The sequence below is a fragment of the uncultured Helicobacter sp. genome (assembly GCF_937906905.1).
Taxonomy (GTDB): domain Bacteria; phylum Campylobacterota; class Campylobacteria; order Campylobacterales; family Helicobacteraceae; genus Helicobacter_B.
Genome location: NZ_CALERY010000002.1, coordinates 120,106 through 134,206, shown reverse-complemented (window position 1 = coordinate 134,206; position 14,101 = coordinate 120,106). Strand labels below are relative to the sequence as shown.

The window sequence follows — 14,101 nt, the reverse complement described above, 5'->3', positions numbered from 1 at the left end:
CACGGGGTTTGGCGCTATGGTTTGGCGCTATGGTGTTGGGCTTGCTGTTTGCAGGCTGTGGATATGTGCCATCAGCTGTGTATGCACAAAAGGCATTGGGGGAGAGCGTATTTGTCGAGCTCAAAGTCAATCTCCCAAACCCCGAAAACTCTGTTGAGCTTAAGGATTTGATGAATAAAATCATCATCGCACGCTTTCAAACACGCGTGGCAAGCAAGGAAGAGGCTGATAGTATCATCATAGTTCAAATTGATAAAATTGCAGATACTACCTCGGCGATTAGCTCCAGCGCCTTTACGACCTATTACCGAGTCAATGCCTATGTTACATACACCTATGACAACAAAAAGGGCACACATCGAAGCTTTAACGCTATGGGCTATTATGACTACAATGTCTCACTTGATAACCCACTCACCACTTACAACAATCGCTACTATGCGATAAATCAGGCTTTCACACAAACCGTAGATCAGTTTGTCGCACAAATTTCGTTTGAAGGGCAGAAGTGAGCCCAAATCAGCTAGATTCTAGCAAGCTAGAATCTATATCCCAGAATCCACTGCAAAATCTTTATGCCTATCTGGAGCGCAAAGGCGTAGAATACGCGCCATTTGACCCTGCGCGCATGCCAAGTATTTTTGCGCTTGTGCAGCCTTTTCTTCGATTCTCACCACATATTATCCATATCCTAGGCACCAATGGCAAAGGTAGCACGGGGCGATTTATCACATTGGGACTCTTAGCACAGGGGCATAGCGTGCTGCATTTTAGTTCGCCACATTTGTTTGGCTTCAACGAGCGATTTTACATAAATGGCGCGCATGCCAGTGATATGGATTTAGAGAAGGCGCATGAGTTTTTACAAAATCTCATATCCCAGAATCCACCTCCACACGAAGCTACATACAAGAGCCTGCACAATGCCTTAGAGTCATCAAGCTATTTTGAATACACCACCCTGCTCGCCCTTGTGCTGGCACAGGATTGTGAGTATTTCATTTGTGAAGCAGGGCTTGGCGGGGAGTTTGACTCCACTAGCGTGATAAAAGACATGGCAGAAGCGAGCATCTTTACGCCAATCTCCTATGATCACACCGAGCTACTAGGCGATGATATAGAATCTATCGCTGCCACTAAGCTTCGCGCTATGGGGAGGCGGGCATTTCTCGCACCCCAGCGCTACAAGGTAGTAGAATCTATCGCACAAGAAATTGCCAAGCAGCGCGGAGCAAAGCTAAGCCTCATCACACAAGAGGAGATAGATTCTGCGTATGCGAATAACCCGAGCCTGCACACATACGCCAAAGATTTTGCGCCATTTTTGCGTGAAAATCTCATTGTGGCACACAAAGTGCTAGAATCCATAAGCGCGCCAAATCCACCGCAGTTTTGTGCTGTTTTGCCATTTGATCTAGCTGGCAGAGCGCAGAATCTCGCGCCAAACATTCTGCTCGATGTGGGGCATAATCCCGAGTGCGCGCGGGCTGTGGTGGAAATTGTTAGTCAAAAACGCGTGAATCTTGTGTATAATAGCTTTTCTCAAAAAGATGTGCGCGAGATTTTGGGGATTTTTAAGCCTGTGATCAATCGGCTTTTCATCATGCCTATTAGCCATACCAGAGCCATACCAGAGCTAGATTTGATAGGCATTTGTGCGGAGCTTGGGATTAGGCATGAGGAGTTTTCTCCCACGCTATTTAGGCAAATGCAAGATGAGCCAGAAGATAATGTAGTGTATGTGGTGTTTGGATCTTTTAGTGTAGTAGAAGCTTTTTTGGAGATGTGGAATGCGAGAAGATAGATTAGTGGTTTCTATTGTTGATGAGAAGGGCTCGAGGCAATTCTCACTACCTAGAAATATCAAAAAACTCATCACCCTGGGCACGCTTGCTGTGATAGGGCTTTTTGCGGTGAGCTTTTTGGTTATGTATTTTCTCATGCACCAAATAAACAACATCGCCAAGCAAAAAAGTGATGCAATCGCGCAATACCACTCAATCTACCAAAAAAACGCCTTGCTCAAGAACGCCATTCAAGAGAAAACCGATGAGCTCCAGGTTGTGAATTCTAAGATTACCAAACTCGAAGATATCGTAAGTATCAAGCGCAATATTACCCAGCAGCCCCAACTCACTAAAATAGATTTGCAAAACATCAGCAATACTCATAAACTCCTTCTCCTTAGCCTAATCCCAAATGGCAACCCTATAAAAGACTTTACAAGCCAAAGTCTCACCCAAGAGCGCCTACATCCACTGCGAGGTGTGAAAGGTGTAGAGAGCGGTATGGACTATATTGCGCCTAAAAGCACGCCGATCTACGCCACTGCTGATGGGGTTGTTGTGCTTGTGCAGGAAAATGGCAAAACTGGACTTGGGAATGTGATTAAAATCACGCACTCTTTTGGATTCTCTTCAGTATATGGTCATCTTGATACGATTGCTATCAAAAAGGGTGATTTCGTCCAAAAAGGGCAGATCATCGGGTATAGTGGTAGCAGTGGGCGATCTGATGGCGAGCGTCTCTACTATGAGGTGAGCTTCCTAGGCAGCCCGCTTAATCCCGCTATCTATGCAAATTGGAGCCTGAATAATTTTGACATCATCTTCCAGAAAGAAGATGGAATCGATTGGAAAAATCTTGTTTGGGCGATTGAAGACATTGCCAAACTCCAAACTCTACGAGTAAGCTCAAGCGAGAAACTTAAGAAAGAATCTCTATGATTTTTGATCAGCGGCTTGTTTTGATGATTACCCACAAAGATGGGAGCAAATACATCAATGTCAGCATGATTTTTCGCCAGATTACGCTCTATGTCGCGCTGTTTTTTTTAAGCCTTATTTTTTTTATCATCATTGCTATTGGTGTTTTTCGCTCCGAAATTAGTGATATCAATACCAAAACTTCGCTCATTGAAGAGCGTAATGAGACCATGCTGCTTAGTAATGCTATGCTTAATGACGAAGTCAATCAGCGCTTGCAAGAAATCTCTATCGCCAGCGATAAAATCGATACACTTGAAGGTGTGGTGGGTGTGAATAATGTCCCAAACGAGAATCTAGTCGATCGTGTGGATATTGCTAGTATTACAGGCGCGCAGAAAGCATTTTTTATGAAGTTTATTCCAAATGGTTATCCGCTGGAGAGCTTTTCAAGTATCACAGATCCTTATGGCACGCGTCTGCACCCAGTGCTAAAAGTCGTGCGCCAGCATACAGGGACAGATTTTGGTGCGCGCCTTGGGACTTCGGTGTTTGCCACAGCTGATGGTGTGGTGGATTGGGCGGATTCTGGCTGGAATGGAGGCTATGGGAAGCTGGTGAAAATCACGCATTCCTTTGGATTTAAAACCTACTACGCGCACTTAAATGAAGTTCTCATCAAAGCTGGTTCATTTGTGAAAAAAGGACAGCTCATCGCACGCACTGGGAATTCTGGCGTTAGCACAGGTCCTCATCTCCACTACGAGGTGCGCTTCCTTGAAAAGCCTATTGATCCCATGAATTTCGCGCGGTGGGATATGAAGAATTTCGATTCAATCTTTACAAAAGAAAGGAGTATTGCATGGCAATCTTTACTAGCGACGATAAACAACCTAATGGACTAGGACAGAAGCTTGGTGCAGCGACAATCATCGCACAAGGGACGAAAATCAAAGGTGAAATTAACACTGACTGCCACCTGCATATTGATGGCGAGTTTGAGGGTAGTATCCGCTCCAAAAATACCGTGATGATTGGTAAAAGCGGCTTTGTCAATGGCGAAGTCTATGCCAATAAACTCATCGTCAGCGGCAAGCTTAAGGGTGCCACAGAGAGCGATAGTGTAGAGATCGCTTCGCTTGGGCGATTTGAAGGGGTTATCACTTCCACAGAGCTTGTCATAGAGAAAAAGGGTGTATTCATAGGAGAGAGCAAACTCAAAGGTCAATCAGGAGCCCCAGCACAGAAAAATGCTCCAAGCAAGCCTCTATAAGCAATTATCCGCAGGATTTCCTTACAGGATTCTGCTCTGCAAGGACTATGAGGAGGCTCTTAGCGCTTATCATAGTGCGCTTTATGCCTATGACTGCGCGCGCTCGCGCCTGCGACCTATTGTATGCAGGGAGATGCGACTTAGCCATGGTGATGATGTGCGCAGTTTTTTTGTGGAGTTTGTCGAGAATCTCGGGTATCTGCGCGAGTTTTATGCCGATGATAATACCCTGCTTATAGCCCCTATCGCTTCGATTCTCCACCCACTTCCAGCCCCTAAGCATTGCCAGAGTCTTACCCTAGAATCCGCCCGCACCTATGATCTCCAAGCACTCAAAGACCAGATTCTACGCTGGGGGTATGAGAGTGTGGAGATGGTGGAGATGGAGGGCGAGGTCAGTTTCCGTGGTGATATTATTGATATTTACCCGCCACTTAGTAAGCCCTATCGTATTAGCTTTTTTAGTGATGAGTGTGAAGAGATTCATAGCTTTAGCCTAGATTCCCAGCTCAAAAGCAAAGATGCCGCGCCTACGCTTATAATCCCACCAGCACTTTTTAGCCTAGATTCTGGCGAGTATGAAGCACTCTGTGAGGAGTTAGAATCTAGTGAGCTTGATGTCATGAGTAAGGATATCCAGTCTATCGGGCTTTGGTATCTACAAGAGCGCCTGCTACTACCAGCACACTACCCAAGCATACTAACCACTGCTGCGCTGTATGAGCTCAAGGAGATCCAAGCTATTTCTACGGATTTTAATGCAGAATCTAGCCCCATAGACTCTACGATCTGCGCGCCAATCTGGGATACCTTGCCAATCCTCGATAAGCCAAATAGTGATGAGTCAAACACCCTGACATCTCACGCGAGCCAAATCCCCCAGCCCATCTCGTGTAGCCAAGCCTGCCAGGACATAAGCTTCAGTCTCGATAGGCTACATACTCTACTCGAGCACCACACTAGCAAGCGCATCACCCTAGTGGTGCGATCTTCCACAGAGCTTGCTGCACTCCCTATCGAGCTTACCCAGAGAGCACATATTATCGAGTCTAAAGCTATCGTGCATATGCTCGTGGGCGATGAACTAATCCTAAGCCTAGAATCTAGCCCCAAATCTGCTGCTACTTCGCGCGCCAAACGACCAAAATTTGCACTAAATGAGCTTAATATCGGTGAGTATGTCGTGCATAACGAGTATGGGATAGGGATTTTTAAAGGTATCGTGCAAAGCACGATTTTAGGTATCACACGCGATTTTATCCATATCCAGTATTTTGGCGAGGACAAGCTTTTGCTCCCTGTGGAAAATCTCCACATGATCGACCGCTATATTGCCAGCTCGATCCCCGTCATTGATCGCTTGGGCAAGGGAAGCTTCGCCAGGCTCAAGGCAAAAGCGCGCGAGAAGCTCTTTGCCATTGCAGATTCTATTATCAAGCTCGCTGCTAAACGCAATCTCCTGCAAGGACAGATTATCGATGTGGAGAGCCCGGAGCTTGAAGTTTTCAGGCATGCTGCGGGGTTTGCACTCACTAGAGATCAGGCATACGCGATAGAATCTATCTATAAAGACTTAGCTAGCGGTAGAGTCATGGATAGACTACTAAGTGGTGATGTGGGGTTTGGGAAGACAGAAGTAGCGATGAATGCGATATTTGCCGTATGCAAGAGCGGCTATCAGTGCGCGCTCATTGTCCCCACCACACTTCTTAGCGCACAGCATTTTGCTACTGCGTTAGCGCGTCTCTCGCCATTTGGTTTGCGAGTTGGCAAATGCGACCGCTATCTTAGCGCTAGAGAGAGGCGCGCCACATTTGATGCGCTTAAAAATGGCGAGCTTGATGTTGTCATCGGCACGCATGCGCTTTTTGGCGCGGAGTTTGCGAATTTGGGGTTAATTGTCGTAGATGAGGAGCATAAATTTGGCGTGAAGCAAAAAGAATCGCTAAAAGCTCTAAGTGCCAATGTCCATTTGCTTAGTATGTCTGCCACACCAATCCCTCGCACGCTCAATATGGCGCTCTCACATATCAAAGGTATGAGCACTCTAGAGACCCCGCCTATCTCACGCAAAGATTCTCGCACATTTATTAAGCACAAAAGCGATACCCTGCTCAAAGAAATCATCACCCGCGAGATCCGCCGTGGCGGGCAAGTATTCTACATTTATAACAACATCGCCTCCATGCCCAGAATCTTCTCCCACCTCCAAAATCTCTTCCCCAAGCTAAAGCTTGCCATGCTCCACTCCCAAATCCAAGCCAAAGAGAGTGAGGAAATCATGCATGGCTTTGGTAGTGGAGAGTATCACATTCTGCTTTGCACAGCGATTATAGAATCTGGGATTCATCTTCCTAATGCAAACACTATCATCATCGATGGGGCTGATCGCTTCGGGCTTGCAGATCTCCACCAGCTGCGCGGGCGTGTGGGGCGCGGGGATAAAGAGGGGTTTTGCTATTTTCTCATCGAGTCTATGGAGTCTATCACCCAAGAGGCGCGCAAACGCCTGCTAGCCTTGGAGCGGAACTCTTATCTAGGCAGCGGCGCAAGTATCGCCTACCAAGATCTTGAGATCCGCGGTGGGGGCAATGTCATAGGAGAATCCCAAAGTGGTCATATCAAAAATATCGGCTTTAGCCTCTATCTAAAGCTCTTAGAAGATGCGCTTTCTAGCCTTAGCAATCAATCCCAGATTCTGGAAAATAGTGTAGAGCTTCGTATAAATATCAGCGCGTATCTAAACCCTGATCTCATTGCGAGCGATACTTTGCGCTTAGAGCTTTATCGCCGCCTCTCGCTGTGTAAGCAAATCGCCGAGGTAGCCGCATTAGAGAATGAAATCCGCGATCGTTTTGGCGAGCTTGATGTGATGAGCAGCAACTTTATCCAGCTTATTGTGATTAAGATTCTGGCAAATAGTGCGCATGTCAAGGCGATCTCACACTTTGGGCAAAATATCCAAATCACCCAAGAATCCAGCACAGGAGCGGAGCAGAAAACTTCGCTAAAATCCCCCACTAGCGATGATGATTGCGTGCTAGAAACCCTGCTTACTCACCTGCGATCTATCCAGCCCAAAATCTAATCCCAAATTTTGCAAATTCCCAAAGAACCTGCCACAAGAGGAAAAATTTGCGCTACAATCTAGCCCGTCTTTAACATTGTGCATTTTAGATTCTAGTTTATTTATACAAAGGACTCTCATGCGACTATCTATCACAAGCGCACGATTTGGTGCGATTTTTGCAGTCTTAGCATTTCTTCTTGGATCAAGCCTTAGCGCACAGGTGCTTGACACCACTAATGCCAAAGCCTCTTTCACCGCGTTTAAAACCGCCAAAAAGGTGGGCGTAGATGGCACATTCAATAATATTGCTTTCAAATTCAAAAAGGGCGATTCCATAGCGCTTCAGCTTGAAGGTGCAAGCGCTACAATGGACGCATTAGCAGTAAATCTAGGCGATGAAGCCAAAGATAAAAGCGTGAAAGAGAGCTTTTTTTCTGCGTTTAAGCAGGATAAAAAGGGGCGCCAGCTTATTAAAGTAACTTTCCGTAATGTCCTAGCAGGCGAGAATCTAGGCACGATGCTTGCCACTATCTCCATGAATGGCAGGACGCAAAAAATCCCTATGCAATATGTGATTGAAAATGGCACACTTAGCGCAAAAGGTGTGATTGATGTGCTGGATTTTGGGCTAGATGAGGCGTTTGGAGCGTTGGCAAAGGCATGTGAAAAGCTGCATGAGGGCATGAGCTGGAGTCAGGTGGAAATCCGCTTCACCGCTCCCGTGAAATAACAGCGTATCATCTTTTAGCGAGAGATTCTACACGCTAGACTTGCTTATACGCTCTGGTATCATACGCCCAGCGCTTGAGAGCCATGATTCTAGTTTAGAAATACTTCCGTGAGCGGGTGCAGGAGATGGGGCTTGGGAGATAGATTCTCCTAAACTCTTTAGGCTCTGTCATCGCGAGTGAGCCGCCAGCGAAGCATGGCAATCCAATGCAGATCCTGCATTACTAGATTCTGGTTTGACACAAGAGTTAGGAAAGGCAGAATCTAGCGCACGAGCGAGAAAGACAAGAGAGAGCTTAGATTCTAGTAGCAGGTTTAATCAATACAAAATCCAATTCGTGCTAAGATTCTGGCTCGCTTATTGCTTGGTATCAGCGATTTTATCCTTTAGGAGAGAGTATGAGATCCTACACAACACTAAAAGCCATCACTCTAAGCAGCATGCTGCTTGGTATCAGCGCACAGGCGCTGGAGTTTGGGCAGATGGGCAATATCTCTGCAGGGATTGGTGGAGCCGGGGTCGCGCTTAAAAGCTCCCAGTGGGCGCTCTACTACAACCCAGCCCTACTAGGTATGAATAAAAAATCTGGCTTTGCGTATAGCTTTGGCGTGGGGTATAAAGAGACTAATCTCACGCGCGCTGCTTCTATTGATATTGACAATCTCCAAAGCATGCCAAATAAGCTAGCAGATCTTTTTAGCGGAGCGACGACGATAAGTGCAGGCACAGGATTCCGCGCTGCACCTGCAGCGAATGGCAAGGCTATCGATACGGAAAATCTGGGGGTTTTTGGTGATGTGCTGGATAATATGCTTAATAAACCAAATGGGCAACATGCTACCGATAATGATTTAAAGGATTATCTAACACAAGTTGGAAAGAATAATGGCATTACCATTGATAGTAGCGCAGATACCAATAAGATTTTAGAAGAGCTAAAGAAAAAACCCGAAGCCTTTGAAAGTGTCAAGCAAGATCTCCAAGCCTCTATCGATAAAACCGCGCAGGAGAATCCCGATAAGGCAGGCTCGCTGGGGCTGCTAGAAGGGCTTGTCGATAATCTCACGCCAGAGAACATCGGCGGGCTTTTAGACTCTGCGCAAAAGGGTGATATGAGCCTTGATAAACTCTTGCAAAGCATGGGCGGGCTTACACTCTCGCTTAGCAACGACCCCTCGCTGAATCGCTTTGTCAAAGATCTTACCACTATAAATGACATCGTGAGTCGCAATGACTTCTCGCTTAGCACACAAAATGGGCTGGTGATGAATATCGGCTCGAAGAAAAAGCGCGGGACGATAAGTATCGGTATCATGCCAAGCGCGTATATGAGCGCTGCGGTGAGAATGGACCCAACACACAATCAAATCATTATCCAAAATGGCGGACAGGACTATAAGGTCGAAGTTGGTAGCGATAGTATCTCGCTAGGCGTGGCAGGGTCAGGGGATTTTGATAAAAGCTCGATTCTAAGCGCCAACGCTAAACACCAAATCAGCGCGGCGAGTGTTGGCGTGGTGGAAGTGCCTATTGGCTATGGGCATTTGTTTGAAACACCAATTGGCGATATTGCGGTGGGGCTTGCGGCGAAATATATCTTTGGCACGGGGTATTTGTATAGCAAGGAAGGCTCGTTTGATACAATCACGCAAAATCTTACCCCAAGCTTCAATTCTATCCCACAAACGCATACATTTGGAATTGATGCAGGGCTGGCGTATGCGCCTCGCTTTGCCAAGAATTTTACCCTAGGATTTGTGGCAAAAAACCTCAACATGCCAAAAATCAAAACCGATGCGACTACGGGTGCGATGACAAGGCTCAATACCCAGCTACGCGCGGGGCTTAGCTATGGCTGGCTTAATGACAAAATCGTGCTTGCAGGAGATATTGACCTAATGCCTAACGATACTCTCTCTGCTGCACGACCAAAATCCCAGGTAGCAGGTGGCGGGGTGCTAATTGATCTTAAATACTTTGACTTACGGCTTGGGGCAATGTATGACTTCCGCAATAATAGCGATGAGGGTATGATCCTAACAGGTGGGATCAATCTGCTTGGATTCCTAGATATAGCCGTGCAGAGCAATCTCCACCTAAGCCAAGCTGTCTCTGGGATCTCAATCCCAAGCTATCTTTTGCTAAAAGTGGGCGGTGGCTTTAGCTGGTAGTCGCCAAATCTAGTGGATTCTGGGTGCTTTTGTGCTGGCAGGCTCGAAGAACCTAGAATCAAAGACTAGAGAGATTAGGCTAATTTCTTTCATCTAATCTTTTTGGCTTTAATCCCAACCTATACGCAGATAAACCAAGCTTGAAACATTAAGATATACAAAGGATAATTATGCGCTTACATCATTTACCACTTCTTTTATGTGCAGTTTTGTCAAGTCAGGCTGTGCAATCAAGTCAAACTTCCCAAAATCCACCACCAAATACAAATGAGACAGAAAGCACGGAGAAGATAGAGACTCCAAGCCAAGAGTTAAGCAAAGACGCTTTGCATGAAGTTTTAAAACAAGAAAGCACCAATCAAGCCCTCCCAGAGCATATACTCTCGCCTGTCTCCGCACATGCGACAATCCCGCATGAAGAGTCCTACGCAAATGCTACAACCATCACTGCTAAATCCATCTCCACGCGCCAAGCAAGCAGTCTTCGCGATGTATTTGCGCTGGATTCTAGCGTGAGTGTGGGCGGGGCGAACACGACGAGCCAGAAGCTTTATATCCGTGGGCTAGAAGATAGGCTCTATGGCGTGAATATCGATGGTGCGAGTCAATATGGGAATCTATTTCATCATCAGGGCAATATCACAATCGATCCGTTTATGATAAAGTCAATCTCTGTGCAAAAAGGCGTGCCCGATGCATATATGGGCGCACTATCTCTTGGGGGATCGCTTAGTATAGAGACAAAAGATGCGCGCGACTTCTTGCGAGAGGGGCAGAAGTATGGCGCATTAGTGGGGCTTGGTGGATATAGCAACCAAGGCTACCGCGCAAATATGGTGGGATATTTTGCTACCAAGCATACAGATGGGCTACTCTATGTCAATCAAACCAATATCTTGCGGTTTTTTGACGGGAATGGTGTGCGTGTGGAGGGCTCGGCAAACAATAATAAAAGCCTGCTATTCAAGCTAAATCAGCGCATAGGTGAGCAAAATCTCCTAAGCCTTTCATACAGCGGGCTTAATGAGACTTCCACTGCGCCATTTGCGACGAATCTTGCGGAGAAAAATGTCGCACTTTTTGCCCATACCAATTATAATCACACTGCAAATCTTAGCTTTACCCACACGCCTAAATCCACTCCCGCTCCACAAGTCAAGTCTAATCTCTATTTCAATCAGCGCTCGCTCTATCTCAAGCCTCTGGGCGAGAATCTAGGCGGCGAGCATGAGGAAGTGAGCGCTAAAAACATTGCTTTTACGAATATTGGCTACAACCTGGGGCTAAACCATGAATTTTCAAGCGTGGATTTATCGTATGGGCTAAATTATCAGCATATCTTTGTCGCAGATTCTGCTGCCCCGCGCGACTCTATCAATCGCGCCAAAGAGAGCGGAGATGTGTATGGGGGCTTTGTGAAAGCGAGCTATATGCCAAGTGCGCAGTGGATTTTAGCCGCACAGACACGCTATGATGTCTTCTCCTACACAGATAAAAACTCTACCAATCATCTAACGCAAGGCTTCTCGCCTGCTGCGAGTATCACCTATATGCCTTTGCGCGCACTTGCGTTTCGGCTAGGCTATGCGTATCTCACGCGAGGGGCATTACCAGGCGATGCGACTCTGCTTGGTGAGAGTGCAGTGCTTGTGGATAAACATTTGCGCCCAGAATCCATTCAAAACATCGAGCTAAATGCTGATTACCATGGCAAAATCGTGCATGCCAGGCTCTCTGCCTACTACTCACATTTGACAAATTTTATCAATAGCTACGCGCACGACCATGACCATGATCATGGCGCGCACAATCCTAATGAACCCCATACACACGGAGGCTTGCGGCAGAATATGGATTCTCCCATTGCAATTTATGGCTATGAGGGCGGGGTTGGCGCGGAGTATAAAGGGTTTAGTGCTTATGGCTCGCTTGCCCAGAGTTTCCCTACATATAAAGGCTATTTGCTCCAGGATACCTATGAGCTTGGCGCGGTATCTGGGGTGATTTATAACCTCTCACTGCAATATGAGCTTCCGCGATTTCATCTTAGCTTTGCATGGCTTAGTCAATTTACCCAACGCGTGAAATACAAGGGCTATGATATCTACAACGATGAAACAGGCATGATTGATAAGCGTGGATATAGTGTGCATAATCTGTATGTAAATTGGGAGCCTTTAGGAGAAAAGCGACTTGCTCTGCGCCTAAGCGTGAATAATATTTTTAACACTTTCTATATTGCCCAGACAAGTCCGTTTAAAAATGAGGCTATGGAGTCGCTTGCAGATTCTAGCGTGCGTCGTGCTATGCCAAACCCAGGGATTGATGCGCGATTTGAAGTAAGCTATCAGTTTTAGATTCTCGCGCGAGAATCTAGCTTTCTATGGAAAAGGCATTTTGTGGATAAAGCATTGTGCATGGAAGAGGACACACATTATGCGCTGTAGTAGGGTTGAAGCAAAGCAATATACCAAGATAAGGTTAAATCTATAAAAATCTAAAAGGAAATATTCCCGCCAAGGCGGATATTGAGATATCTTGGGAAGCGATAGCCCTGTGCCTGCCCAATCTCTGTGCCAGCTTGCACGGCAAGATCGAGAAAGCCTAGGATATTGATTCCGCCTGTGATGATAAGCCCATCATCTTGACGCATATCTTTCATAAGCCCAGCACGCAAATCAATGGCTTTAATGTCAAATTTCATTCCGCCACCAATCATCTGGCTAAATGGGCGATTGAAGCTATCGCTTAGCATTTCGTTTTTCCACAAATCCACATCAAAGGCAAATACGAAATTGTTTTGATTATACGCAAATCCAGCGCGGTATTGGGGCTTTATCTCCACTTCTCCTGTGCTGTATTGGAAACGGGGGGTATTGACATTCTTTGCCACGATACCAAAGGTCAAATAGCGGAAATTGGGCAAATCAATCTCAAGCATACTTCCTACATCTATGGCGACTGCAGCTTTTGTTTCAAAATTTTTGCCATTTAAGAAGTTTTTGCCCTCCGCGACAAAATCAGTTTTGGTCGAGAGGGCAATCGCGTGCAGCATATTACTAGCACTTAGCAAGCGTGCAGATATGCCAAAATTAAGATTGACATTGCGCATATAGAATGTATGGGCATAGCCGATAGGAATCTCTGTAAGCCAGAATCCCCGAGTTACCATAGAGTGCGCATCACCCTGCTGCAATGCGTATTCTAGTGAGTGTTGCTCGTAGTCGGCTTTGTCCGTTTTACTATACGAGAATCCTCCGCCACTGGTGTCGATTTTATAGTAGTCATTACCAGAAGCGATGATGAGTCCCATGCGGTTTGGATTGATTTTCGTGGAGGTGGAGCCATAGATTGAAGTAAAAAGTCCCACGCCAAATGTCCCCAAAGTCCCGCGCAAAAATGCTGGGGAGAATTGCAGGGCGACGCCATTTTGGCTGGTGAAGTTTAGAGCGTTTTCTTTAAGTGCATCTTGGAGCGTGGCGAAATCCGCGATGGCTTTATCTAGCCCCAAATCTCCGCCGAAATTTATCTCGATATTGGTGATGTTGCCATTTGAATCAATCCCTAGATTCCCAAAATCCACACTCCCAGCGAGCGCGTCCATGAGATCTTTTTGCTCTTGGGAGAGATTGGGGTTTTTGTTTGTTTCTTGTCTAATTTGCTCAACTAGCTGCCCCCATTGGCTAGGATCTGGATTTTTCTGTTGAAAGCTATTAAGTTTTTCTTCAAGTGTGTTTCCTGTGGCGCCGACATTGCCTAGCGCAGAATCTAGCACATTTTCAAACGCACCTACATTCTGCCCACCAACCCCACCTACCGCGCCACCAATGAGCTGGGCAAATTTCTCCGCACTCGTGGCAAAATTTTCCAAATCGATATTAGCGATTTTATCGAGATTTTTTTCCCGGATACCAAACCCCGCTGAGTAGCCAAATCGTATGCTATTTTCCGCACTTAGGAGGGCTGGGTTATAGTAGAGAGCGAAAGGAGAGTTTTTCAGCGCGACACCCGCACCACCCATACCGGCTGAAACATTGCCCATGACGCCAAACTCTAGCCCAGCACTAAAACTAGCTACTAAAGCAAGTAGCCCCAGCGTTGCTGGTAGTGTTTTGATACGGCGTGAGATATGGGGCTGCATGGGGGTTGTAA

Annotated in this window: 10 protein-coding genes; 9 read left to right on the top strand and 1 reads right to left on the bottom strand. The window is 46.3% G+C overall.

Annotated elements, in window-relative coordinates:
- The first annotated feature begins 29 nt into the window (after positions 1–29).
- From lptE to Q0171_RS00690, 9 genes are all read left to right on the top strand, one after another.
- The gene (gene lptE, locus Q0171_RS00730) at positions 30–512 is read left to right on the top strand and encodes an LPS assembly lipoprotein LptE (RefSeq protein WP_299325880.1); all 483 of its coding nucleotides are present in this window, start codon (positions 30–32) and stop codon (positions 510–512) included.
- Positions 509–1,804 (top strand): bifunctional folylpolyglutamate synthase/dihydrofolate synthase, encoded by a 1,296-nt coding sequence (locus tag Q0171_RS00725; protein WP_299325670.1) that lies wholly within the window; start codon positions 509–511, stop codon positions 1,802–1,804. The genes lptE and Q0171_RS00725 overlap by 4 nt, the downstream gene beginning before the upstream one ends.
- On the top strand, positions 1,791–2,726 hold the full coding sequence (locus Q0171_RS00720; protein WP_299325668.1) for a M23 family metallopeptidase: 936 nt from the start codon (positions 1,791–1,793) through the stop codon (positions 2,724–2,726). The genes Q0171_RS00725 and Q0171_RS00720 overlap by 14 nt, the downstream gene beginning before the upstream one ends.
- Positions 2,723–3,610: a M23 family metallopeptidase gene (locus Q0171_RS00715; protein ID WP_299325667.1), complete on the top strand. Its 888-nt coding sequence runs from the start codon at positions 2,723–2,725 to the stop codon at positions 3,608–3,610. Before Q0171_RS00720 ends, Q0171_RS00715 begins: the two co-directional genes overlap by 4 nt.
- Positions 3,568–3,978: a polymer-forming cytoskeletal protein gene (locus Q0171_RS00710; RefSeq protein WP_299325666.1), complete on the top strand. Its 411-nt coding sequence runs from the start codon at positions 3,568–3,570 to the stop codon at positions 3,976–3,978. The genes Q0171_RS00715 and Q0171_RS00710 overlap by 43 nt, the downstream gene beginning before the upstream one ends.
- Positions 3,956–7,066 carry a transcription-repair coupling factor gene (mfd, locus tag Q0171_RS00705; RefSeq protein WP_299325665.1) on the top strand — a complete coding sequence of 1,037 codons (3,111 nt, stop codon included), beginning with the start codon at positions 3,956–3,958 and terminating at the stop codon, positions 7,064–7,066. The genes Q0171_RS00710 and mfd overlap by 23 nt, the downstream gene beginning before the upstream one ends.
- 118 nt (positions 7,067–7,184) lie before the next feature.
- Entirely contained in the window at positions 7,185–7,778 is a 594-nt protein-coding gene (locus tag Q0171_RS00700; RefSeq protein WP_299325663.1) for a YceI family protein, read from the top strand.
- Positions 7,779–8,176: 398 nt separating this feature from the next.
- The gene (gene traF / locus Q0171_RS00695; RefSeq protein WP_299325661.1) at positions 8,177–9,949 is read left to right on the top strand and encodes a conjugal transfer protein TraF; all 1,773 of its coding nucleotides are present in this window, start codon (positions 8,177–8,179) and stop codon (positions 9,947–9,949) included.
- A gap of 170 nt (positions 9,950–10,119) precedes the next feature.
- Positions 10,120–12,306, top strand: a complete 2,187-nt coding sequence (locus Q0171_RS00690) for a TonB-dependent receptor (RefSeq protein WP_299325659.1) — start codon at positions 10,120–10,122, stop codon at positions 12,304–12,306.
- Between the two features lie 140 nt (positions 12,307–12,446).
- On the opposite strand, the gene traF (Q0171_RS00685) is transcribed toward Q0171_RS00690, so the two are convergent.
- On the bottom strand, positions 12,447–14,090 hold the full coding sequence (gene traF / locus Q0171_RS00685) for a conjugal transfer protein TraF (protein ID WP_299325658.1): 1,644 nt from the start codon (positions 14,088–14,090) through the stop codon (positions 12,447–12,449).
- Between the last annotated feature and the right edge of the window lie 11 nt (positions 14,091–14,101).

What these genes read in the sequence shown, in the direction of transcription:
- lptE (WP_299325880.1), top strand. Translation starts at nt 30, where the DNA reads ATGGTGTTGGGCTTGCTGTTTGCAGGCTGTGGATATGTGCCATCAGCT.
- Q0171_RS00720 (WP_299325668.1), top strand. Translation starts at nt 1,791, where the DNA reads ATGCGAGAAGATAGATTAGTGGTTTCTATTGTTGATGAGAAGGGCTCG.
- Q0171_RS00715 (WP_299325667.1), top strand. Translation starts at nt 2,723, where the DNA reads ATGATTTTTGATCAGCGGCTTGTTTTGATGATTACCCACAAAGATGGG.
- Q0171_RS00710 (WP_299325666.1), top strand. Translation starts at nt 3,568, where the DNA reads ATGGCAATCTTTACTAGCGACGATAAACAACCTAATGGACTAGGACAG.
- mfd (WP_299325665.1), top strand. Translation starts at nt 3,956, where the DNA reads ATGCTCCAAGCAAGCCTCTATAAGCAATTATCCGCAGGATTTCCTTAC.
- Q0171_RS00700 (WP_299325663.1), top strand. Translation starts at nt 7,185, where the DNA reads ATGCGACTATCTATCACAAGCGCACGATTTGGTGCGATTTTTGCAGTC.
- traF (WP_299325661.1), top strand. Translation starts at nt 8,177, where the DNA reads ATGAGATCCTACACAACACTAAAAGCCATCACTCTAAGCAGCATGCTG.
- Q0171_RS00690 (WP_299325659.1), top strand. Translation starts at nt 10,120, where the DNA reads ATGCGCTTACATCATTTACCACTTCTTTTATGTGCAGTTTTGTCAAGT.
- traF (WP_299325658.1), bottom strand. Translation starts at nt 14,090, where the DNA reads ATGCAGCCCCATATCTCACGCCGTATCAAAACACTACCAGCAACGCTG.